This is a genomic window from Thauera sp. (assembly GCF_034003485.1).
Taxonomy (GTDB): domain Bacteria; phylum Pseudomonadota; class Gammaproteobacteria; order Burkholderiales; family Rhodocyclaceae; genus Thauera.
In genome coordinates this window covers 101,220-124,456 of record NZ_JAVEYL010000002.1, presented here as the reverse complement: position 1 = coordinate 124,456, position 23,237 = coordinate 101,220, and the positions used below count along the sequence as shown (strand labels likewise).

Sequence of the window (23,237 nt, the reverse complement as noted above, 5' to 3'; positions counted from 1 at the left end):
CGAGCCAGGAACCAAGTATCGCCATGCGCCCCCTGCCCGCCCCGCTCCGCCACCTCGCCGCTGCCTGCGCGTTCGCGCTCGCGGCCACTGGCGCGCAGGCCGGCGCACAGCAGTACGAACCCATGGCGGCCAGCGTGCGCGCCGCGCTGCACGCCGCGGTCAGCGATGCAGCGGCGCCCATGCTGCCGATTCCGGACGCCGGCGAGCGTGCGCAGTGGCTCGCGGAGATGTCGCGCCGCCTGCACAAGCGCATTCCCGACGAGGCCTACCGTACGGAACTGCTCACCACCATCCACTACGAAGCCACCCGCGCCGGACTGGACCCACAGATGGTGCTCGGCCTCATCCAGGTCGAGAGCAACTTCCGCAAATACGCGATCTCGTCCGCGGGCGCGCGCGGCTACATGCAGGTGATGCCGTTCTGGATCAAGGTGATCGGCCGTACGGACGACAACCTCTTTCACATGCGCACCAACCTGCGCTACGGCTGCAACATCCTGCGCCACTACCTCGACATCGAGAAGGGCGATCTCTTCCGCGCGCTCGGGCGCTACAACGGCAGCCTGGGCAAGCCCCACTACCCCAACCTGGTCCGTGCGGCCTGGGAAAAACACTGGTACTGGGCGCCGCAGCAACTCGCCGCGGCCGCCCGGACCCGCCCCGACGCGGCCAAAACCGCGTCGCGTTGAGTCATCGTGCCGAGCTGTCGCCTCAGCCCGCCACAGCGGCGAGCGGACGCGGCTCCTGCGCCTTGCCTTCGATCGCGCGCAGCCCGTCCTTGCCCGCGGTGTTGAGCGATTGCACGTCGCCGGACAACTCGCCGCCTTCCTCGATCAGGATCTTGCCGTAGCGGATCTTGCCGCTCACCCGGCCGGTGGCGTGGATCAGGAGTTGCTGGCGCGCGGTGAGTTCGCCTTCAAAGTGGCCGTGGATCTCGGCGATGTCGATGCCGACCGTGCCCTTGTAGGAGCCCTTCTCCGCAATCCGCAGCACGCGACTGTCCATCGTCGCCTCGACACGACCTTCGACGACCAGGGTGTCGCAGTCGAGGATCTCTGCGCCCTTGAGCTTGACGTCCGGGCCGACGATCAGACGGCTCTCGCCCGTCGCTTCCGAAGCGCTCACCGGCGCGGGGCTATCGGTCGCCGCCGTCTCGGGCTTGCGCGACGCTTCGGTCGACGCAGCCGGCGTGGCGGCGCTCACCGGCTCTGCAGCGGCAAGGACGCTGCTGGTCGTACCCGAGTTGCCGGTCGGACGCGGAGTCGTGCGGGTTACAGGTGTGTCGGCCGACTTGTGGAACAGATTGGACTTGTTGAACATGCTTTCTCCTTGATTGGGGTGCAGCCCCTGCGCTGCAATCCGACCCCTTGTAAAGCAAAGCGCATGCCATTCAATGTTTTCATTCAATAAACCATGCACTTGGGGGACAACTTCGCAAGCTCGAGAGCCCCGGCAGCGACTTCCGTAGCACCCATCCGTCGTCCTATCCCGACACGGTCGGTGCGCACTCGGCCGAAACACCGGCGCCACAAGCGTTCTGGCGTGTCGCCGCTGAGCGACACACAGTACGCACTTACTTCGTCTTGCACTTCCCCCAAGGCATATCCGAACAGCCTGGCCTAAACTTTGCAGTCCGCGCTCAGGCTCCGCCCCTTGTCCGCACTTCCTGGCCCAACATGCTTCGCCTCTCCTTTCGCAGCACCTTGCTGTTGAGCTTTCTGCTGATCGCCGGAACGCTCGCCGCGGCCGCGGCCACCGGCTGGCTCGGCATCGAAGCGATCGCGCGCGCGATCCAGGATGGCAACCGCGAGGCGCTCGCGCTCAGCGCTGCCGCGCGCCAGCTCGGCGAGCGCACGGTCGACCTCGAACGCAGCGCCCGCCAGTACCTGGTGCTCGGCGAGCCGGCCCTGGCCGCGCGCTTCGACACCACACTGAACGACGCACTCGCGGCGATCGGCGTGCTCGAATCCGCCGCCCCCGGCTTCGCCGCCAGCGCCGTCGAATGGCGCACGAGCGCGCAGCGCATCCGGGCGCGGCTGGATGCGGCCAGCACCGCGCCGACAGACTCCGCCAGTAGCCAGGCCGACACCACAGTCATTGCGGCGAACGACGCCAACACCGACTTCGCCCTGCTCAGCGCGCACTCGGCAAGGCTCGCCACCGAGGTCGAGCACCATCTCGCCCGCCAGAATCAGGCAGTGATGGATGCGCTCGACCACGAACGCAGCACCGTGGCGGCGCAGATTCTCGCTGCCCTGCTGCTGGCCGGCGTGCTCGCCGCCCTGAGTGGCTGGTGGTTGCTGCGTCCGCTCGGTCGCATCGAGCACGCGATCTCGGAACTCGGCGAAAGCCGACTCGCCCGGCCGATCCACATCACCGGGCCGGCCGACCTGCGCCAACTCGGCGAACGCCTCGACTGGCTGCGCCTGCGCCTCGCCGAACTCGAGTCGAACCGCAACCGCGTGCTGCGCCACGTCTCGCACGAACTCAAGACCCCGCTGGCCTCGCTGCGCGAAGGTGTGGCCCTGCTCGCCGACGGCGTACTCGGCCGCCTCAATCCCGAGCAGCGCGAAGTCGCCGGCATCCTCGAACACAGCGCGCGCGCCCTGCAGGAGCGCATCGAACAACTCCTGCAGTACAACGCCAGCCAGTTCGACGCCCGCACGCTGAACCTGCAGCCGAGTGCGCTGCTCCCGCTGCTGCGCGAGGTCGGCGCCGAGTACCAGCTCCTGACCCAGGCCCGCAGCGTGACACTGGAACTCGCGGGCGAGGCTCCGATCGTCCCGGCCGACGTTGGCAAGCTGCGCATTGCCTTCTCGAACCTGCTCGCCAACGCCATTGCCTTCAGCCCGATGGGCGGGCGCGTCCGCATCGAGATCGGGATCGCCGGCGACAAGGTCGTAGTCGACTGCCAGGACGAAGGCCCCGGCATCGAGCCCGCCGAACTCGAGCGCATCTTCGAACCCTTTTTCCGGGGCAGCCGCAGCTCTCCCGGAGCGAGCAGGGGCAGCGGCATCGGGCTGGCGATCGTGCGCGAATTCATCTGCGCACACCATGGCAACGTCCGTGCCCTGCCCAGCGAACGCGGCGCCCACTTCAGGATCGAATTGCCGCATGCCTGACGATCGCCTCCCTTCCATCCCACGCAGCCCCCCGCACCGCCGCGGTGCCTGCGCGCGCGCCCTGTTGCCGCTCGCGTTCGGCTTCCTTACCGGATGCACCAGCCTGCCGCCGTGGCTGGCAGCCGACGGCGCCGTCACCCCCACCGCGGCCGAAATCCAGTCCCATGAAGCCGCCCAGCAAAAGCTGCACACCGCCGTGCAGGCCAGCCAGCCCGGACAGGGCCGCCTGACCCAGTCCCGTCTGACTCAGGCCCGTCGTGCCCTCGAGAGCCTGCTTGCCGACGACAGCGTCGAAGCCCGCGCCCACCACCCCTACGCCCGCGCGCTGCTCGAGCAGATCCGCGAGCGCCAGCGCCTGAGCGCCCAGACCGAACGCCTCACCCGCGAACTCGACGAACGCAGCAGTGGCGTGGACGAGAGCAGCCGCGAACTCGAAGCGCTGCGCCGGCAAAATGCCGAGTTGCAGAAGAAGCTCGATGCCCTCACCGAAATCGAGCGCCGCCTGAGTCCCCCGATGCTGCCCGCACCGCCGCGGCCCGCCGGGTCCGGCTAAAGCCCCGATGGCCCTGCCTGCATCCCGCACCACCCCGCGTGTGCACGTACTGCTGGTCGATGACGACCGCGACCTGCTGCGCCTGCTGTCGATGCGCCTGCAGGCCAGCGGCTACCGGGTGTCGACCGCCGATTGCATCAAGGCTGCACGCACGCTGCTGGGGGTGGAGCGTTTCGATCTGGTGCTCAGTGACGTCCGCCTGCCCGATGGCGACGGCCTCGCCCTGTTCGAGGACATCCGCCGCCAGCACCCCGCGCTGCCGGTGATCCTGCTCACCGCCCACGGCACCATCCCGGACGCGGTCGAGGCCACCTCGCGCGGGGTCGCCGACTATCTCACCAAGCCCTTCGACAGCCACACCCTGATGCAGCGCATCGAGCAGGCCCTGCACCTGACCGCAGCGGCCGCGGCCCCGCTCGCCGCCGGCGATCCGGCCTGGCGCGCCGGCCTCATCAGCCACAGCACCCTGATGCACGCCCTGCTCGACGAAGCGCGCCTGATCGCAGCCTCGGACGCCAGCGTACTGATCCGCGGCGACAGCGGCACCGGCAAGGAACTCCTCGCGCGCGCCATCCACCTCGCCAGCCCGCGCGCCAGCGCGCCCTTCGTCGCCATCAACTGCGGCGCGATCCCCGAACCGCTGCTCGAATCCGAACTCTTCGGCCACGTACGCGGCGCCTTCACGGGCGCCACCAACGCCCACACCGGCCTGATCCAGGCCGCGCACGGCGGCACCCTGTTCCTCGACGAGATCGGCGACATGCCGCCAGCGCTGCAGGTCAAGCTGCTGCGCGTGCTGCAGGAACGCGCGGTGCGCCCGGTCGGCGCCACCCGCGCCGAGGCGGTCGACCTGCGCATCCTGTCCGCCACCCACCGCGATCTCGATGCCGCGCTCGCCAGCGGCCAGTTCCGCGAGGATCTCTACTACCGCATCAACGTCGTCAGCCTCGAGCTTCCGACCCTGGGCGAACGCCGCGAGGACATCCCGCTGCTGGCCGAGCACTTCCTGCGCGGCCTGGCGCTGAAATACGGCAAGCGCCTGTCCGGCTTCGCCCCCGACGCCCTGGAGGCGCTGGCCACCGCGGCCTGGCCGGGCAATGTGCGCCAGTTGCAGAACGTGGTCGAGCAGGTGTGTGCGCTCGCCACCACCCCGCTGATCCCGCGCACGCTGGTCGAGCGCGCGCTGCGCGTGCAACCGATCGAGGCCCTGGGCTACGCGGAGGCCAAGCGCCGCTTCGAGCGAAACTACCTGATACAGCTATTGAAACTTACTGCAGGTAATGTCTCCGACGCTGCACGACTGGCGGAACGCAACCGCACCGAGTTCTACCGCCTGCTGCAGCGACACGGCCTGACGCCCGAGCATTTCCGTGGCGACGGACCCGATGTCGAACAATGAAGAACCACAACAAAGGAGCCAGACATGATCACCCGCCAGACCATCGCCGCCATCCTCACCACCACCGCCATGGCCTATTCGATCGCCACGCCGGCGCATGCCGCCAGCCTGCTCGACGGTCCCCGCCTCGACATCGCCGCGTGCAGCAGCGACAAACCCGCCACCACGACGCCTGACGAGCGCAAGGACAAGCCGGCGCAGACCTGAGCGTCGCCCATCTTGACCCCTGTCGTCATGAGGCGGAGACTCCCGCCTCATGACTGTACAAAAGAACAGGCTACTTCCTGAATCGGCCAACGCCCGGCACGCCGGTGCGCAGCTCATCCGTGGCCGCGGCACCACAGCACGGCCCGACGCTCGATTTCTCGCTCACGGGCGCGAAGCCTTCGACGACGGCTGGCATGGTTCCGGCACCGAAGACGACGCCCCACCGCCGCGCACCCAGCTTTTCATCGACAACGCGCGCCGCGTGATCAGCTACAACACCTCGCCCGACGTCCCCTTCGACCGCTCGATCAACCCCTATCGCGGCTGCGAGCACGGCTGCGTCTATTGCTTCGCGCGACCAAGCCACGCCTACCTGGATCTTTCGCCCGGCCTGGATTTCGAGACCAAGCTGTTCTGGAAACCCGACGCGGCCGCGCTGCTGCGCAAGGAACTCACCGCCCCCCGCTACCGCTGCGCGCCGATTGCGCTCGGCATGAACACCGACGCGTGGCAGCCGGTGGAACGCCATACCTTACTCACTCGCCAGTTGCTCGAGGTCATGGTCGAGACCCGCCATCCGGTGAGCCTGATCACCAAGTCGGCGTTGATCGAGCGCGACCTCGACCTGCTCGCGATGCTGGCGCGTGACGACCTCGTGGAGGTCATGATCTCGGTGACCACGCTCGACGACGACCTCGCCCGCCGTCTCGAGCCGCGCGCCGCCCGCCCGGGCCGGCGCCTGGAAACCATCCGTCGCCTGCAACAGGCCGGGGTACCGGTGGGCGTGCTGTTCGCGCCACTGATCCCGGCACTCAACGATCACGAAATGGAAGCGGTGGTCGAAGCCGCGCACGCGGCCGGCGCGCGCAGCGCGGGATACGTGCTGCTGCGCCTGCCGCACGAACTGACCGGCTTGTTCGAAGACTGGCTCGCCACGCACGCCCCGGACCGTGCCGCACGCGTCATGAGCCGAATCGCCGAACTGCGCGGCGGCAAGGCCAACGACCCGCGCTTCGGCCACCGCATGCGCGGCGAGGGCGTGATCGCCCTGCTCTACACCCAGCGCATGCGTCGGCTGCAGGCAAAGCTGGGCATGGGGCGGATGCGGCGCGGACTGAACACCACCCTCTTCCGCCCGCCACAGCCAGACGGGCCGCAACTCGCACTGTTCTGAAGGGGGCTCAGGCCGTCCCGCCCACGGTCAGCCCATCGATGCGCAGCGTCGGCTGGCCGACACCCACCGGCACGCTCTGCCCATCCTTGCCGCAGGTGCCGACGCCCGGATCCAGGCGCATGTCGTTGCCGATCATCCTGACCTTGGTGAGCACGTCGGGGCCGTTGCCGATCAGGGTCGCGCCCTTGACCGGACGGGTCACCTTGCCGTTCTCGATCAGGTAGGCCTCGGCGGTGGAGAACACGAACTTTCCCGAGGTGATGTCCACCTGGCCGCCGCCGAAGTTCACCGCGTACAGGCCCTTCTTGACCGACTTGATGATTTCCTCCGGGTCCTTGTCGCCGTTGAGCATGTAGGTGTTGGTCATGCGCGGCAGCGGCAGGTGGGCGAAGGACTCGCGGCGGCCGTTGCCGGTGATCGGCATGCCCATCAGGCGCGCGTTCATCATGTCCTGCATGTAGCCGGTGAGGATGCCGTCCTCGATCAGCACGGTGCGCTCGGTCGGGTTGCCCTCGTCGTCGATCGACAGCGAACCGCGGCGATCCTGCAGTGTGCCGTCGTCCACCACGGTCACCCCCTTCGCCGCGACCTGCTGACCGATGCGCCCGGAAAACGCCGAACTGCCCTTGCGGTTGAAGTCGCCTTCGAGGCCGTGGCCGATCGCCTCGTGCAGCAGGATGCCCGGCCAGCCGGGGCCGAGCACCACCGGCATGGTACCCGCCGGGGCCGGGTCGGCCCCGAGATTGACGCGCGCCTGATGCACCGCATCGCGCGCGTACTCGTGCAGGCGGTCGTCGCAGAACCAGCCGTAGTCGTAGCGCCCGCCGCCGCCGGCGCTGCCCTGCTCGCGGCGGCCGTCCTCTTCCATGATCACGGTGATCGACACCCGCACCAGCGGGCGCACGTCGGCCGCCATGTGGCCGTCGCTGCGCGCCACCATCACCACCTCCCACGAGCCCGCGATGTGCGCCATGACCTGGGTGACGCGGGGGTCCTCGCCGCGGGCGAAGCCCTCGAGGCGCTCGAGCAGCTTGACCTTGGCGGTGTCGTCGAGCGAATCGAGCGGATCGTCGGCGCGGTACAGACGGGTCCTGAGCTTGTGCGGGACGATGCCGACGCGGCGGCGCTCGCCGGCCGCAGCGATCGCCCGCGTGGCGGTGGCGGCGCCGACCAGCGCATCGAGCGAGATGTCGTCGGAGTAGGCGAAGGCGGTCTTCTCGCCGCTGATCGCGCGCACGCCCACGCCCTGCTCGATGTCGAAACTGCCCGACTTGACGATACCTTCCTCCAGGCTCCAGGCCTCGGAGCGCTGGTACTGGAAGTAGAGGTCGGCGAAGTCGATGTCGTGGCGCATCAGCTTGCGGAAGGTCTTCTCGATCTCCGCTTCGCCCAGGCCGTAGGGCGACAGCAGGTAACGGTCGGCGACCTTGAGGGGGTTCTGGCTCTTGCTCATCGGGAATCCTTGGCGGGTAATGCCGGTTGGACCGGCATCAGGCAAAAACGATCGGTTCGGGCAGCGCGGCGACAGGGTCGCGGCACGCGCAGTTGCGGGCGCATCACGCGCACGGTGATCAGTCGAGACAACGGTGGCGCAGCGCGGGCAGGCTCTCGCGCACGGCGGCGATGCGCGCGGGGTCGAGATCTGCAATGACCACGCCGGGGCCTTCGTCGCGGCAGGCGAGGATCTCGCCCCAGGGGTCGATGATCATCGTGTGCCCCCAGGTCACGCGCCCGCTCGGGTGGCGGCCGCCCTGCGCCGGCGCCATCAGGTAGCACTGGTTCTCGATCGCGCGCGCGCGCAGCAGCACCTCCCAGTGCGCCCGCCCGGTGGTGTAGGTGAAGGCCGCCGGCAGCACGATCAGGTCCACCTCGCCCATGGCGCGGAAGAGCTCGGGAAAGCGCAGGTCGTAGCACACCGACAGGCCGGTACGCCCGGCGGGCGAATCGAAGCACGCGACCGTGCTGCCCGGCTCGATGGTCACGGCCTCGTCGTAGCGCTCCTCGCCGCGCTGGAAGCCGAACAGGTGCACCTTGTCGTAGCGCGCCACCTGCCGACCCTGCTCGTCGAACACCAGCGTGGTGTTGCGCACCTTGTCGTCGGCGTCGGCGACCAGCGGGATGGTGCCGCCGATCAGCCACACACCGTGGCGGCGAGCCGCATCGGCGAGGAAATCCTGCAGCGGCCCGGTGCCCTCGGTCTCGCGGATGCGCACCTTGGCGGCCTCATCATTGCTGATCAAGGGGAAATACTCGGGCAGCGCGACCAGCCTGGCGCCGCCCGCGGCCGCTTCGGCAATCAGGCCGGCGACGATCTCGAGGTTGGCCTGGACATCAGGCCCGGATACGGTCTGGATGGCGGCGATGCGCACGGGGGTGGAGGGCGTCTGGGGGCTCATGTCTGTATTCGTGGTCGCGGACGACATCTCGGCGCGTCCGATCGGGTAAATGCTTGGTCAGGGATGGTGGCAGGTATTTGCAGCGGCGAACACAGCGCCCAGGGTTCGGCACCCATTCGTCCTCATTGGCGCGACTCACTGCGGCTCCGGCTCCTGACCGCGCTTGGCCACTTGCGGATCGGACCACGCCCCGGTCACCACGTATTCGAAGGCAAAGATCTTTTCGATCGGGTCGCTGAGCACCTTCTGCGCGAGGTAGGTGATCACCCCCACGGCCGGATTCAAAAGGCCCGCTGCCGCCCCAATGGCAATCGATTCGGACAGCGTGGGCTGCACCAGCACGCGCAGGTCCTGCGTCTCGGCAACCACATCGGCCGAGCCCGTCATCTTCACGCGCGCCGATGGACCGCGTATCTCGAGGTCCTCGGTGCGCAGCACACCAGCGGCCACGTCGATGCTACCGGAAATGCGATCGAAGGCGAATCCTTCGGAAAACACGTCACGGAAGTCGAGCGTGATCCGCCGCGGCAGGGCCTGCAGGCTCAGGATGCCAAGCAGCCGGCCGACCCCGGGCTCGAGCTTGTTGAACTGACCGCTGCCGGTTTCGAGCTTGAGGCTGCCATTGAGCGATGGGTAGTCGATGCGCGTGGGCGCACCCTGCCAGCCGAGCTGTCCGGTCAGGCTGGCCTGCCCGCCGCGCACCACGTCCGGATAGCCCAGGCGGCTCGACAGGCGGCCGAAGTCGGGTGTTTCCAGGCTGAAATCCAGCCGTGTGCGCTGACGTCCCGCGGCCTGCCACTGCCCGCTACCGGCGAGGCGACCATCGTCGTTGGCGAGGTTGAAGCGCTCGAGTTGCCACAGCCCGCCGCGGTTGCGCGCGAACACCTCCAGCCGACCGAGCGCGAGGCCGCGCAGCTCGAACTCCTCGGCGACCACGTCGAGTGCGGGCAGACGGCGCGGCGGCGCCTCGTCGACGGGTTCGGCCTGCTCCGCGGCATCGCCGCCCCTTTCGGCGCTCTCCCCTTCCTTGCCGCCCTGCGGATCCTCCTGACCCACACGCAGATGGCGGAAGCGCGCGCGCAGCGCCCCGTCGCCCGCGTTGCGCCAGTCGAACGCACCGTCGGCGATGTCGCTTTCCAGGCGCGCCTTCCAGCCACCCGCGTCGGCCTCGGCGCGCAGATCGACCGCCTTCAGGGTGTGACCGAAGGCACGCACCTCGTCCGCAGCGAGCGCGAGATCGCGCAGCCCCGCCACCGCCAGGGCTGCACCGCCCGTGCTGGCCGCAGGGTCTGCGCCAGCTTCGGCGCCGCTGCCGCTCCCATCTGCCTCGGCCACATCCTCCCCGGCCTCGAGCACACGTCGCCAGGCGTCGACATCGAGCCGATCGAGTACGGCCGCCACCCGCAGCCCCGATTCGGAGGCCGGAGGCGCATCGCCGGTGGCGCGGCCGATGGCAATGCCGCCACGCAGCTCTCCCGCACCGGGCGCATGCATCAGCTGCGCACGCAGCACCGCGCCGAGCGTGAGCCCGAGCGTGTCGATCGCTCGCCCGCTCGCATGCTCGAACACGAACCGCGAGGGCCAGACCTCGCCGGCGGACTTGTTGAGCGGCGCCGGCAGGCTGGAGGCGAAGCCGAGCAGATCGGAATCGACCTCGACCCGGGTACTGCCCTTGCCGACGCGGATCGCCGCGCGCCATGCGGCCGTGCCGGAAACACCGTCGAGCAAGGGCTGCGGATAGCGCGCGCGCACCGCTGCGGCGTCGGCACGCCCGACCGCCTCGAAGCGCACCACCCCATCGGCCCCGGTCTTGGCGCTCACGGTGGCCTTCTGGCCGAGAAACTGCGCGCTCGCCTCCGGGATGGCGAGGGTGTCGCCAGTGAAGCGCACCACGCCCCCGGCACGCTCGAGCGCGGGCAGCCCATCGAGCAGCTCGATGCGATTCCCGGCGAAACGGAACACGCCCTCGACCGCGGTGTCGATCGTGCTTCGCAGCGGCATCACCAGCTTGAGCTCGAGCTCGCCGCTACCTTCGGCGCGGATGCCATCGGTGAAACCACCGATGCGCCGTGACACCGGACTGGCCGCCACGAAGCGCAGGAACTCCGCGGTCGGCCCCAGCGCCCGACCGGTGATGGTCATGATCTCGCTCGGCCTGGCGTCGAGCTCGGGCACGTCGGCGACCACGCCCACCAGATCGACGCCCAGGATGCGACCGCGCTCGGCGCTGATGCGCATGCCCGGCCCCTCGAAGCGCACCTCGCCCTGGATGCCCTCGATGCCCGGCCAGCCGGGCGCGTAGTCCAGCACCCCGTCCGCCACGCGCACCGTGACCAGGAACTGGCCCGCGCCGTCGCGGAACGGAAAGTCCTGCAGCTTGCCCTGCAGGCGTAAACGGGCCTCGGGCACGCCAGCGGCGCGGATGCCCTGCTGCACCCATTCGCGGGTGTGCGCATTGACCAAGCGCGGCAGGTAACGCCACACCGCGGTAGAGTCCGCCCGGCTCAGGCGGGCCTGCAGGTCAATCTCGCCGGGGCCGTCCGCCGCCGGCCAGTAGCGTCCGGACGCGGTTCCTGCCACGTCGGCGTTGTCGAACTCGGCGCTGTCGAGCGCGACCTCCATCCGGTCGTTGCGGCGCTGCCAGCCGCCCTCCGCGCGCAGGCGGTCGAAGTCGAGCCGGCCAGGATCGAACACCGTCGGCAGATCGATGTGCATGCCCGAACCGGTGAGCTGGAAGCGGCCGCCGTCCGCATCACCGTCGATGCGCCCCGACAGGCCGCCCACACCAGGCCAGCCCTCACGCGCCAGAAGGCCGACACCCTCGAGACGCGCCGCCAGCGCCCAGTGGGTCGGCGCGCCCGGGTCGCCGCGCCACGCCAGGCGCAGGTCCTCGACCTTGCCGCTGGGTGCGAAGCGGGCGAGCCGCGTACGCACCCCGGCATCGAACGGCAGATAGCTCGCCAGAACGGCGAGCGCGGCAAAATCGAGCCGGTTGGCACTCATCGCGCCGCCCGCAGGCTCGCCCTCGCCGCCCTGCGCGAGCCGCAGCTCGAAGTCGGTGGGCGAGACGGTCAGGCCGTCGGCCAGGGTCAGCGCCAGCCCGCGCGCGCCAAAGCGGCTTCCTTTCGCGCCACGCGTCATCGACAGCCTCCCATCGAGCCGGGTGAGGTCGAGCGCCGGCAGCGCCTCCCCAAGCTGGGTGTGCACGCCATCGAGCGCGACATCCGCGGTCAGCTCGAGGCCGCCCTCGCCGTCCGCGTCCGCCCAGGCACGCACGCCACCGTGGCCTGCAAGTGGCAGCGGGTAATCGAACCAGGGGTGCCAGCCGCCGAGATCGGCGCGCTCGAGCTCCACGTACATGCGCCCGGCTGCAGCCGATAGCCGCTGCAAACTTGCGAGGCGTGATGCGCGGGCCACTTCACCACGCACGACCAGCGCGGAAGCCAGCGCCGGCGGCGGGCGCGCATCGAGCGCAAAGCGCACCTTGCTGCCGCGCCGGTCAAGGCGAAGGGCCACGCCCTCGAGCACGAGCGCAGGGGCAACGCGCACTTCGTCCTGCCAGGTGAGGCGTGCGCCGTGGATCACGATCTGGCGCTGCGCGAGCAGCCAGTCCAGCCCGCTGCCCTCCTCGCCCGTGCCCGCGGGCAGCGCAATACCGGCAACGAAGATATTGCCCGTCGAATCGCGGCGCAGGACCAGCTCGGGCGCCTGGATGTCGAGGCGCTCGAAATGCGGCTCGCCCCGCAACAGCGAAGACCAGGCTACGGTGGCATCGATCGAGCCCAGCGTCAGGGCCTCGCGTCCCTCGCGGTCGGCAATGCGCAAGCCTTCGATGCGCAGACGCGGCCGCCAACCCGCCCAGCTGCCCTCGATGCGCTCGATCGACACCGGCAACGCGAGCTGTTGCGCCAGCATCGCCGCGATCGGCTCGCGCAACGCATCGACCGATGGCATCAGCACGTGACGCACGACCAGCACCGTGCCGGCCGCGACGAACCAGGCGATCACGCAGATGCGCAAGGCCCACGCCATGACGCTGGGCAGCACCCCGCCCGCCCGGCGCGCAGGCACAGGCGGCGGGGAATCTGCGTTCGAAGGGGGAGGCGCGGGCGTGCTCAGTGAACTTGCTCGGAGACGTTGCTGGGAATTAGAGGCACGGGTCGATGGGATTGATCGGCGACATCGCACCAACACCCCGCATGCGCCATGCCGGCCGACTGCGGGGACGGATAAAATGCCTGCGAACCGCCCGCTGGCGCAGAATCGCCGGCCAGACCCGCATTCTACCAACGATCCGCGCCCGCACTGGAGCCAAGCCATGCCCTCCCTCCCCGACGCCCTGCCCCAGCCCGTGCAGACTGCGCGCCGCCTGTCGCGTTATCTGTCACGCATGGTGGACAGCCAGCCTTGGCTGGGCGCCGCGCTTGCCGAAAGCATCAGCCAGCCGATCGGCGAGGCCGACATGCAGCGCTTCCTCGCCGCGCGCGAGGTCGTGTTCGGCGGCGCAGACGGCGCGCTGCGCCCGGCCCTGCGCCAGTTGCGCATCTGGGTGCTGTGCCACCTGATCGTGCGCGACCTGGCCTGCAACGCCGAACTGTCCGAAGTCACCGAGACCATGACGGTGCTCGCCGAGGTGTCGATCCGTCACGCCCACGACGTGCTGCGTGCCGCCCTTGTCGAGCGCTACGGCCAGCCACTGTCGCCCACCGGCTGGGAGCAGGAGCTGCTGGTGGTGGGCATGGGCAAGCTCGGCGGGCGCGAGCTCAATGTGTCGTCCGACATCGACCTGATCTTCATCTACCCCGAAGACGGCGACACCGGCGGCAAGAAGGTAATCAGCAACTACGAGTTCTTCGAGCGCCTGGGCAAGCAGCTCATCCAGGCCCTGAACGATGTCACCGAGCACGGCCAGGTGTTCCGCGTCGACATGCGCCTGCGCCCGAACGGCGACTCCGGCCCGCTGGTGTGCTGCTTCGACATGCTCGAGAACTACTTCGTCACCCAGGGCCGCGAGTGGGAACGCTACGCCTGGATCAAGGGCCGCGTGCTGCGCGGCGAGCGCTGGTCGGAGCTGCGCAACATCGCCCGCCCGTTCGTGTTCCGCAAGTACCTCGACTTCGGCGCGATCAACGCCATGCGCGAGCTGCACGCGCAGATCCGGCGCGAAGTCGCCCGCCGCGACCGCGCCAACAACGTCAAGCTCGGCCCGGGCGGCATCCGCGAGATCGAGTTCATCGCCCAGGTGTTCCAGCTCATCCGCGGTGGTCGCGACATCGCCCTGCAGGTGCGCCCGACGCTGAAGGTGCTGGCCCTGCTGCCCGAGCGCGGCATCCTGTCGGCGCAGGCGGTGGACGAGCTCACCGCCGCCTATGTGTTCCTGCGCCGCCTCGAGCATCGCCTGCAATACCTGGACGACGCCCAGACCCACGACCTGCCGACCAAGGAGGCCGACCAGGCGCTGATCGCCGAGGCGATGGGCTTTGCCGACTACCCGGCGCTGCTCGGCGCGCTCGATGCACAGCGCAAGGTGGTGAGCGACCAGTTCGACAGCGTGTTCGGCGACCCTTCCGAGGAAGACCACAGCCTCGACGCCGCCTGGACCAACGCCGAAGACACCGAGGCCACCACGGCGGCGCTGGGCGAGCTCGGCTACCGCAGGCCGCAGGTCGGCGCCGAGCGCCTGGCCGCCATCCATTGCAGCCCACGCTACAGCCAGTTGCCCAACAACATCAGGAGCCGCTTCGACGCGCTGATGCCGCGCATGATCGAGGTCGCCGCGGCCACGCCCGGGCCCGACGACACCCTCACCCGCCTGCTCGACCTGATCGAGGCGATCGGCCGGCGCGGCGCCTATCTCGCGCTGCTGCAGCAGTATCCGCAGGCCCTGCGCCGCGTCGCCGACCTGATGAGCGCCTCGCGCTGGGGCGCGCAGTTCCTCACCCGCCATCCGATCCTGCTCGACGAGATGCTGGACGCGCGCAACCTCGACAGCACGCCCGACTGGCGGGCATTCCGCGCCAACCTCGCGGCCGAGCTGGACGCCCTCGAGCCCGACATGGAACGCCAGATGGACGTCATGCGCGAGCAGCACCACGCGCAGGTGTTCCGCCTGCTGACGCAGGACATCGCCGGGCTGCTCACCGTCGAGAAGCTCGCCGACCATCTGTCCGAGCTCGCCGACATCGTGCTCGACCTCACGCTGCCGCTGTGCTGGCGCCGCATCAAGATCCGCCATCGCCCCGAGCCGAGGTTCTCCGTGATCAGCTACGGCAAGCTCGGCGGCAAGGAGCTCGGCTACGCGTCCGACCTCGACATCGTGTTCCTGTTCGACGACGACGCACCCGAGGCGGCCGAGGTCTATACCCGGCTCGCCCAGCGCACCAACACCTGGCTGTCGAGCCAGACCGCGGCCGGCCAGCTCTTCGACACCGACCTGCGCCTGCGCCCGAACGGCGAGTCGGGCCTGATCGTCACCTCGCTCGAGGCGTTCCGCAAATACCAGATGGAATCGGCCTGGGTGTGGGAGCATCAGGCGCTTACACGCGCGCGCTTCTCGGCCGGCGACCGCGCGATCGGCGAGGCCTTCGAGCGCATCCGCTGCGAGGTCCTGCGCATGAAGCGGGATCTCGACGCCCTGCGCGCCGAAGTGCTGGCGATGCGCAAGAAGATGCGCGACGCCCACGCCAGCAAGGACGCCCTGTTCGATCTGAAGCACGACGCGGGGGGCCTGATCGACGTCGAGTTCCTGATCCAGTACCTGGTGCTCGGTCACAGTCATGACCACGCCCAGCTCACCGGCAACCTCGGCAACATCGCGCTGCTGCGTATCGCCGGCGAACTCGGCCTGATCCCGACCGAGCTCGCCGCCGCCTGCGCAGACAGTTACCGTGAGCTGCGCCGACTGCAGCACCGCCAGCGCCTGAACGACCGCCTCTCGCGCATCGACCCGGACGAAGCCGAGACCGCGCGCGAGCCCGTGCGCGCGCTGTGGCGCCATGTCTTCGGTGAATGAGCGCATGCTGGGGCTGAAATATTTCAGGTCACGAAACCACGCATGACGCACTGCGCCACGGTGTCTAGAATTCAAACGCCCCTTCTTCTGGCGCCTGCTCGCGGGCGACTTCAATGAGCCACGAAATCGAACTCAAGCTTGCCTTGCCGCAACGCGCGCTGCCTGCCCTGCGCAGGCATGCCCTCGTCGCCGCGGCGCAGAAGCTCGGCACGACCACCACGCTGGACAACACCTATTTCGACACCCCGTCGCTGGCGCTCAAGGCGCGCAAGGTGGCGGTGCGCACCCGCCGCCAGGGCCGGCAGATGCTGCAGACGGTGAAGTGCGCAGCCGTCTCCAGCGGCGGACTGTCGAGCCGCCCGGAATGGGAGCAGCCGTGGGCCGGCGCCTTCGATTTCTCCATGATCGACCAGCCCGAGGTGGCGCGGCTGCTCGCCCGCCACCACGACGCACTGGTGCCGGTGTTCACCACCCGCTTCCGACGCGAAACGCGCCGCCACACGCCCGAACCCGGCGTCAGCATCCTGCTGATGATCGACACCGGCGAGGTCAAGGTGCGCACGGCGGACGGCACCGAGCGCAGCGCGCCGATCTGCGAACTCGAGCTCGAACTCGAAAGCGGCCGGCCGCAGGATCTCGTCGAGCTCGCCTGCACGCTGGCGCAGGACCTGCCGCTGATGCCCGCCGACATCTCCAAGGCCGAGCGCGGCTACCGGCTGTTCCTCGACACGCCGCTCAGCCCGGTGCGTGCCGAACCATCGACAATCGACGCCGGGCAGAACGTCGTCGAGGCCTTCCGCACCCTGGCCTTTTCCTGCGTGCGCCAGTGGCAGGGCAATGCCGCCGCCGCGCTCGCCAGCGCCGACCCGGACGATATCCACCCCGACTTCATCCACCAGATGCGCGTGTCCCAGCGCCGACTGCGCGCGCTGCTCAAGCTCTTTGCTCCGGCGCTGCCGGAGAACTTCGCCGGCACCTGGAACGCCCGCCTGCGCGACAACGCCAACCGCTTCGGCGACGCCCGCGACCTCGACGTCTTTTACGCCGAGTTGCTCGAGCCAGTGCTGCCCGAGGGCCTCGCCGACCCGACGGCGATGGCCGCGCTGCTCGACACCGTGCACCAGGCCCGCAACGAGGCGCGCCACTTTGCCAGCCACAGGCTCGACATGGCCACCCAGGGCCGGCTGCTGCTCGCCTTCACTGCCGACCTCTACCGCCTGCCGGTGGGCAGCCTTGCCGCTGCAGCCGACCTGCGTGCCTTTGCGCGTCTGCGCCTGAACAGCCTGCGCAAACGCGCGCGTCGCCAGGCCGCTGCCGCCGGCACGCTCGCGCCCACCCGCCTGCACGCGCTGCGCATCGGCTTCAAGCTGCTGCGCTACGGCGTCGAGTTCTTCGCCCCGCTGTTCGCCGCACGCACCATCAATCGCTACCTCGACGGCGTCGTGCAGGCGCAGACTGCGCTCGGCTTCCTGCAGGACGTGGATATCGCGCATCAGCGCCTGTCGGACTGGACGCGGGCGAATCCCGCGCTCGCGCCTGCGGCCGCGTTCGTGCTCGGCTGGCATGCGCCGCGCTACGTCCGCCTGCGCCGTCGCATCCTGTGCGAATGCGCCCCCTTGCTCGACGGCAGGAAGCCGTGGTGACGGTCACGCGCGCGAATCGAACAGCGCCCGAGTCATCGTGCTGCAACACGAGCAGCCGATGATGCCGGCCCTCGACCCCTGGACGAACGACATGGACCTGCTGCTCTGGCGACACGCAGAAGCGGTGGACGGCACGCCCGACCACCTGCGTGAGCTCACCCCCCGCGGACTCAAGCAGGCACGGCGCATGGCGCACTGGCTCGACGAGCACAAACCGAAGCAGCTCAAGGTGCTGGCCAGCCCGAGCGTGCGTACGCGCCAGACCGCCAGTGCCTTCACCGAGGATTTTGACATCGTCAGCAGCCTCGGCCCCGACGGCAACGTCGCTGACATCCTGGCCGCCACCGGCTGGCCCGACGCGAGCGGCGCGGCGCTGGTGGTCGGCCACCAGCCCGCACTCGGCCGCCTGTGCGCCCTGCTGCTCGCGGGCAGCGAAGCCGACTGGACGATCAAGAAGGGCGCGCTGTGGTGGTTCACCAACCGCGTCCGCGAGGGCGAGACCCAGACCGTGCTGCGTGCGGTGATCCCGAGCGATTTCACCTGAGCATGGACCGATGCGGGGCCGCGCGCGTCACCGCCCGGCTCCAGGCGAGGTCTCGTCCAATCCTGCCGGAATTCCTCACGACAGCCGCGGTCGAACGACATGTAAATCACCCGCTTGCGGCATCGAGGCGCACGCCCCGGGTACCCGCGGGCGCCGCTCCTTGTGCTTTGTCACGCATTGCGTAAGATGCCGTCTTCGCCCCGGATCGGTCCATGCTCGAACGCTTCCTGCCAACTCGCGACGCCATCACGCAGAGCCGTCTCCTGCGCTGGCTCGGGCCGCGGATCCACGATCCGCTGCTGTGGCATGTCAATCGGCGTTCGGTGGCGCGTGGGGTGGCGTTGGGGGTGTTCTTCGGGCTGATGATCCCGATCGCGCAGATCCCCGCGGCGGCGATCGCCTCCCTGATGCTGCGCGGCAATCTATGGATTGCCGCCGTCTCCACCCTGGTCAGCAATCCGCTCACCTACGGCCCGCTCTACTACTTTGCCTACCGGCTCGGGGCCGGCGTGATCGGCACGCGCACCCCGGCCGACCTCACTGCAGACGACGTCGAGAGACCGATCCGCATGATCGACTCGCTCGCACAGGCGTGGGCGTGGATCACCGGCATCGGCCAGCCGCTGCTGGTCGGCATGCTGATCATGGCGACCACCGGTTCCATCATCGCCTACTGGGGAACTCAGCTCGTCTGGCGCATGCGCGTCACCGCGAAGTGGCGCCGGCTGCGGCACGAGCGTCGGCTGCGTGCTGCAGCGGCGCGTCGGCAGGCTATTGGAAGCGCCTGAGCGCGGGCGTATGCTTCGTTTTCCGCTCCAACGCTGACGCCCCACCATCATGGACGAGCCTACCCCGGACGGCACGGTCGCCGTCATCGACGGCATCCGGCGCATTCACCACGACGGCTACTGGCTCAAGGTCTATGACCCGCCGGCAGATTCGCTCGACGCCAAGAAGAAGCTCATCCAGGCCCTCACCCGCCGCCTGTTCAACCACGTCGAGCACGGCATCAACATCCCCGGCAAACGACTGGACGATGCGCGCCGCTCCTATCTGGACGAGCCCGACCCGGAGCGCAAGCGGGTCAAGGGCGCGATGTACGCCGGCGCGCTGTTCAACCGCGCCACCGACATCTTCACCAAGCTGGTCGAGCTGCAGGAGCTGGGTATCGAGATCGAGACCGACAACGCGCTGATGCGCGAATGCGGCCTGTGCCTGCAGGAAGCGCTCGCGCTCGGACGCCTGGTGCTGCATCGCAGTGGCGACGAAGGCATCGACGAGCTGTGGGGCGAGCCCTTCCGCGCGTTCTCGATCCCGGTTGAAGCTTTCTACGAGAGCCGCTACATCAAGATCGCCCAGGCTCTGCGCGAGATCGACCGCCTCGGCGCGGTGATGGCCGCCACCTTCTCGAGCACGCACATCTTCGAGGGCGTTGCGCCGCTGGCGCTGGAATTCACCCGCATCGCCAAGATCAAGTGCGAGACGCTGCGCACCGACCCCGACATCTTCGACGTGTGGGCGGATTTCGTGGTCGCCTCCGAGCACCTTGGGGCGGTCAGCCCGGTCCTGTCGCCAGCCTCGACCGAACACGAGCGCCAGCTCGCCACCGACGGGCTGCGCCTCATCCTGCTCGGGCGCAATCTGGTTACCGACATCACGCGCGCACGCGTGACCATGCCCAAGAGCGCGCGCGAATACATCGAGCGCTGCCAGACCTACGCCGCCCGTCTGCAGGCGGCGAATCATCCGCCGCTCGTGGCGGGTGGGCCGCTGAAGGCCTGAAGACCCCGGGCCCGGCGCTCAAAGAATGATGCCGCCGCCCAGGCAGACCTTCGATTCGTACACCACCACGCTCTGCCCGGGCGTGACCGCCCACTGCGGCTGAGCGAAGGCGATCTCGGCGCGGCCGTCGGCGATGCGGTCGATCTCGCACGGCTGATCGGGCGTACGGTACCGTGGCTTGGCGGTATAGACCCAGTTGGTGTGCGGGTCGCGGCCGGCAATCCAGTTGAGGTCGCCTGCGACCAGGTGGTCGCGCAGCAGCGCCGGGTGGGCATGGCCCTGCACCACGTAGAGCACGTTGGCCTTCACGTCCTTGCCGGCCACGTACCACGCGTCGTGCTCGCCGGCTTCGTCCTGGTTGCCCTTGATGCCGCCGATGTGCAAGCCCTTCCTCTGGCCGATGGTGTGGTACATCAGGCCCTGGTGCTCGCCTAGCACGCGCTCGTCGTCGAGGGCGCGAATCTCGCCCGGTTGGGTCGGCAGGTAGCGCATCAGGAACTCGCGGAACGGGCGCTCGCCGATGAAGCAGATCCCGGTCGAGTCCTTCTTGGTCGCCACATGCAGGCCGGCCTGCTCGGCGATCCTGCGCACCTCGCGCTTGTACATCGCGCCGAGCGGGAACAGCGTCTTAGCCAGCTGTTGCTGGTCGAGGCGGTACAGGAAGTAGCTCTGGTCCTTGGTGCCGTCCTCGGCCTTCAGCAACTGGTATTCGGTGCGGCCGTCGTTGGTCCATTCGCGCACCTGGGCGTAGTGGCCGGTGGCGATGCGCTCGGCGCCCATCTGCATGGCGTGATCGAGGAAGCAGCGGAACTTGATCTCCGAGTTGCACAGCACGTCCGGATTGGGGGTGCGGCCGGCCTCGTACTCGCGCAGGAAGTCGGCGAACACGCGGTCCTTGTACTCGGCGCTGAAGTTCACCACCTCGAGTTCGATGCCGATGACGTCGCACACCGAAGCCACATCGACCAGATCCTGCCGGCTCGAGCAGTACTCGGAGTCGTCGTCGTCCTCCCAGTTCTTCATGAACAGGCCGGTCACGTCATAGCCCTGCTGCTTGAGCAGCAGCGCCGTGACTGACGAATCCACCCCGCCGGACATGCCGACCACCACCTTCATGCCCTGCCCGTCCTGCTTCCCATCCTGCTTACTGGACATTCGGTCCACCTCCATTGAGCCATTCCGCGAGCGGCAGCACCACGGCCGGCTCGCCATTGTCGACGAACCAGCTGTCGACCACATAACGTTCGCCCGGACGGTCGGCGCCGTCCGCGGCCTCGATCACCAGCCCGTCCTCGGTGCAATTGCAGCCCGCCAATGCCTCGCCGGGCGGCAGGCGGGCGATGCGTTCTTCCACCGTCAGCACCTCGATCACCGCGCTGAAGTGCTGCAGGATCAGGCGCGTACGCCGCGCCGGCTCGACCACGCGGTGAAAACGCAAGCCGCCGCGGGCCTCGACCAGTTCCAGCAGGCGCGTGGTCGAGGTCGAATGGTCGATGCAATCCATGCGGCCATGCACTTCGGCATCAAGAAAATTGCCGGCGCGATCGGCGCCCACCGGCGTCTGTGTGCCGGCGACCCGATATAGCCGCCCGATCGCCTCGGCCAGCCGCTCGCGCTCCTCGGCGGCCGTGCGCGCACTGGCGAGGCGCTCGCCCAGACGCGCCAGCGTCGCGCCGTGAAACTGCACCGTGTCCTCGCGCACGCAGCCGTAGTTGTAGCAGATGCTGACTTCTGCGGTCGCCCGCAGCGTGGCACCCTGCGCCGCCGGGGGCAGGACGAGCAGCAGCGCCAACAGCACGCGGATCACGCCAGCCTCACGTGTGGCGCACCACGGACAGGGGATAGCGCTGACCCGCCAGCCAGTCCTCGAAGCACTGCAGGATCAGCGGACTGCGGTGGCGGTCGGCGGTCGCGCGCACCTCGTCGATCGTCATCCACACCGCACGCACGATGCCCTCATCGAGCCTGCGCCCGACCTCCTCGCCGTCGACCCGGCCGCCGTAGGCAAAGCGCAGGTAGGTGATATCGCCCTGGGGCCGAGTCCACTGATAAATGCCGACCAGATACTCGGGCACGAAATGCTGCGCGGCCTCCTCGAGCGCTTCGCGCATGGTGGCTTCGAGCAGGGACTCGCCCTCCTCGAGGTGTCCGGCAGGCTGGTTGAAACGCAGGCCCTCGGGCGTCTCTTCCTCGACCAGCAGGAAGCGGCCATCGCGTTCGATCACGGCGGCGACGGTGACATTGGGTTTCCACGGACGGTCTTTCAATTTCGGATCCAGGCAGCACGAAGCGCTGCATTCTAGCGCGCGCCCGTCTGCACTCCCAGCGGACAGCGCCGAGGACGATGCGCGCCCGGCTGCACGTGGGACGCATGGAAGCCCCGCCTTTGCGCTAGAATTCTGCGGCTAAGCCCCGACGATCCAGGCCGGGGCGTTCCCGACACCCATCCAGCGAACACTCATTCAGGCGGAGATTCTGATCATGTCCATGGCTGACCGCGACGGCTTCATCTGGCAGGACGGCAAGCTCGTTCCGTGGCGCGAGGCGACCACCCACGTCCTCACCCACTCGCTGCACTACGGCCTCGCCGTTTTCGAGGGCGTCCGCGCCTACAACACCGTCAGCGGCACCGCGATCTTCCGCCTCGCCGAGCACACCCAGCGCCTGATCAATTCCGGCAAGATCTACATGATGGACATCCCCTACTCCAAGGATGAACTCATGGAGGCCCAGAAGGAGGTCGTGCGCGCGAACAAGCTCGAGTCCTGCTACCTGCGCCCGATCGCCTTCTACGGCTCGGAAAAGATGGGCATCTCCACCGTCGGCGCCACCGTGCATGTGGCGATCGCGGCCTGGCCGTGGGGTGCTTACCTGGGCGAGGAAGGCCTGCAGAAGGGTATCCGCGTCAAGACCTCGTCCTACACCCGCCACCACGTCAACTCGACGATGCCGCGCGCCAAACTGTCCGCGACCTATCCGAACTCGATCCTCGCCAACCTCGAAGTCACCCGCATGGGCTACGACGAGGCGCTGCTGCTCGACAACCAGGGCTTCGTCGCCGAAGGCGCGGGCGAGAACCTGTTCATCGTCAAGGACGGCCGCATCTACGAGCCCGAGATCGCCTCCGCGCTGACCGGCATCACTCGCGACTCGATCCACGCCATCGCGCGCGAGTTCGGCTACGAGGTCGGCACCAAGCGCCTGACCCGCGACGACATCTATCTCGCCGACGAGGCTTTCTTCACCGGCACGGCGGCCGAAGTCACCCCGATCCGCGAGCTCGACGACCGCAAGATCGGCGAAGGCAAGCGCGGTCCGGTCACCGAGAAGATCCAGTCCCGCTTCTTCGATGTGGTCAATGGCCGTGCGCCGGAATACGCGCACTGGCTCGCCCACGTCTGATTT

Annotated in this window: 19 protein-coding genes; 12 read left to right on the top strand and 7 right to left on the bottom strand. The window is 68.8% G+C overall.

All coding sequences use genetic code 11. The features are described 5' to 3' along the window. Positions 1–23: 23 nt before the first annotated feature. Positions 24–689, top strand: a complete 666-nt coding sequence (locus RBT54_RS01765) for a lytic transglycosylase domain-containing protein (RefSeq protein WP_320363505.1) — start codon at positions 24–26, stop codon at positions 687–689. A 22-nt stretch (positions 690–711) separates the two neighbouring features. Here RBT54_RS01765 and RBT54_RS01760 read toward each other — a convergent pair whose 3' ends face one another. Then, on the bottom strand, positions 712–1,320 hold the full coding sequence (locus RBT54_RS01760; RefSeq protein ID WP_320363503.1) for a bactofilin family protein: 609 nt from the start codon (positions 1,318–1,320) through the stop codon (positions 712–714). Positions 1,321–1,709: 389 nt separating this feature from the next. Between RBT54_RS01760 and RBT54_RS01755 the strand changes: the two genes are divergently transcribed. From RBT54_RS01755 to RBT54_RS01735, 5 genes are read left to right on the top strand one after another with little or no spacing between them, the layout of a single operon-like run. Then, positions 1,710–3,122 (top strand): sensor histidine kinase, encoded by a 1,413-nt coding sequence (locus RBT54_RS01755; RefSeq protein ID WP_320363501.1) that lies wholly within the window; start codon positions 1,710–1,712, stop codon positions 3,120–3,122. Next, positions 3,115–3,675, top strand: a complete 561-nt coding sequence (locus tag RBT54_RS01750) for a hypothetical protein (RefSeq protein ID WP_320363499.1) — start codon at positions 3,115–3,117, stop codon at positions 3,673–3,675. The genes RBT54_RS01755 and RBT54_RS01750 overlap by 8 nt, the downstream gene beginning before the upstream one ends. Before the next feature lie 7 nt (positions 3,676–3,682). Further along, entirely contained in the window at positions 3,683–5,074 is a 1,392-nt protein-coding gene (locus RBT54_RS01745; protein WP_320363496.1) for a sigma 54-interacting transcriptional regulator, read from the top strand. A 24-nt stretch (positions 5,075–5,098) separates the two neighbouring features. Continuing rightward, entirely contained in the window at positions 5,099–5,281 is a 183-nt protein-coding gene (locus RBT54_RS01740; protein WP_320363494.1) for a hypothetical protein, read from the top strand. Positions 5,282–5,330: 49 nt separating this feature from the next. After that, positions 5,331–6,455 carry a PA0069 family radical SAM protein gene (locus RBT54_RS01735; RefSeq protein WP_320363492.1) on the top strand — a complete coding sequence of 375 codons (1,125 nt, stop codon included), beginning with the start codon at positions 5,331–5,333 and terminating at the stop codon, positions 6,453–6,455. A 7-nt stretch (positions 6,456–6,462) separates the two neighbouring features. Here RBT54_RS01735 and tldD read toward each other — a convergent pair whose 3' ends face one another. The 3 genes from tldD to RBT54_RS01720 form a co-directional block, all read right to left on the bottom strand. Continuing rightward, positions 6,463–7,908 (bottom strand): metalloprotease TldD, encoded by a 1,446-nt coding sequence (gene tldD / locus RBT54_RS01730; protein ID WP_320363490.1) that lies wholly within the window; start codon positions 7,906–7,908, stop codon positions 6,463–6,465. A 118-nt stretch (positions 7,909–8,026) separates the two neighbouring features. Beyond that, a complete protein-coding gene (locus RBT54_RS01725) occupies positions 8,027–8,851 on the bottom strand; it encodes a carbon-nitrogen hydrolase family protein (RefSeq protein WP_320363488.1) in 825 nt (274 codons plus the stop codon). 135 nt (positions 8,852–8,986) lie between these two features. Next, positions 8,987–12,898: a YhdP family protein gene (locus RBT54_RS01720; RefSeq protein WP_320363486.1), complete on the bottom strand. Its 3,912-nt coding sequence runs from the start codon at positions 12,896–12,898 to the stop codon at positions 8,987–8,989. 271 nt (positions 12,899–13,169) lie between these two features. Here RBT54_RS01720 and glnE point away from each other — a divergent pair, with 271 nt between their 5' ends. The 5 genes from glnE to RBT54_RS01695 all read left to right on the top strand — a co-directional run bounded on the left by glnE (position 13,170) and on the right by RBT54_RS01695 (position 19,832). Then, complete coding sequence (gene glnE, locus RBT54_RS01715) at positions 13,170–15,863, top strand: bifunctional [glutamate--ammonia ligase]-adenylyl-L-tyrosine phosphorylase/[glutamate--ammonia-ligase] adenylyltransferase (protein ID WP_320363484.1); 2,694 nt, start codon at positions 13,170–13,172, stop codon at positions 15,861–15,863. A gap of 113 nt (positions 15,864–15,976) precedes the next feature. Then, positions 15,977–17,506 (top strand): CYTH and CHAD domain-containing protein, encoded by a 1,530-nt coding sequence (locus tag RBT54_RS01710; RefSeq protein WP_320363482.1) that lies wholly within the window; start codon positions 15,977–15,979, stop codon positions 17,504–17,506. Positions 17,507–17,597: 91 nt separating this feature from the next. Beyond that, positions 17,598–18,050 carry a SixA phosphatase family protein gene (locus tag RBT54_RS01705; protein WP_320363647.1) on the top strand — a complete coding sequence of 151 codons (453 nt, stop codon included), beginning with the start codon at positions 17,598–17,600 and terminating at the stop codon, positions 18,048–18,050. Between the two features lie 212 nt (positions 18,051–18,262). Further along, entirely contained in the window at positions 18,263–18,838 is a 576-nt protein-coding gene (locus tag RBT54_RS01700; RefSeq protein ID WP_320363480.1) for a DUF2062 domain-containing protein, read from the top strand. 49 nt (positions 18,839–18,887) lie between these two features. Next, positions 18,888–19,832, top strand: a complete 945-nt coding sequence (locus RBT54_RS01695) for a hypothetical protein (protein ID WP_320363478.1) — start codon at positions 18,888–18,890, stop codon at positions 19,830–19,832. Between the two features lie 18 nt (positions 19,833–19,850). Here the strand turns inward: RBT54_RS01695 and mnmA are convergent, their stop codons facing one another. From mnmA to RBT54_RS01680, 3 genes are read right to left on the bottom strand one after another with little or no spacing between them, the layout of a single operon-like run. Next, a complete protein-coding gene (mnmA, locus tag RBT54_RS01690) occupies positions 19,851–20,948 on the bottom strand; it encodes a tRNA 2-thiouridine(34) synthase MnmA (protein ID WP_320363645.1) in 1,098 nt (365 codons plus the stop codon). Between the two features lie 28 nt (positions 20,949–20,976). Next, on the bottom strand, positions 20,977–21,639 hold the full coding sequence (locus tag RBT54_RS01685) for a hypothetical protein (RefSeq protein WP_320363477.1): 663 nt from the start codon (positions 21,637–21,639) through the stop codon (positions 20,977–20,979). A 7-nt stretch (positions 21,640–21,646) separates the two neighbouring features. Then, positions 21,647–22,099 carry an NUDIX hydrolase gene (locus RBT54_RS01680; protein ID WP_320363475.1) on the bottom strand — a complete coding sequence of 151 codons (453 nt, stop codon included), beginning with the start codon at positions 22,097–22,099 and terminating at the stop codon, positions 21,647–21,649. Between the two features lie 214 nt (positions 22,100–22,313). Here RBT54_RS01680 and RBT54_RS01675 point away from each other — a divergent pair, with 214 nt between their 5' ends. After that, the gene (locus RBT54_RS01675) at positions 22,314–23,234 is read left to right on the top strand and encodes a branched-chain amino acid transaminase (RefSeq protein ID WP_320363473.1); all 921 of its coding nucleotides are present in this window, start codon (positions 22,314–22,316) and stop codon (positions 23,232–23,234) included. Positions 23,235–23,237 lie beyond the last annotated feature (3 nt).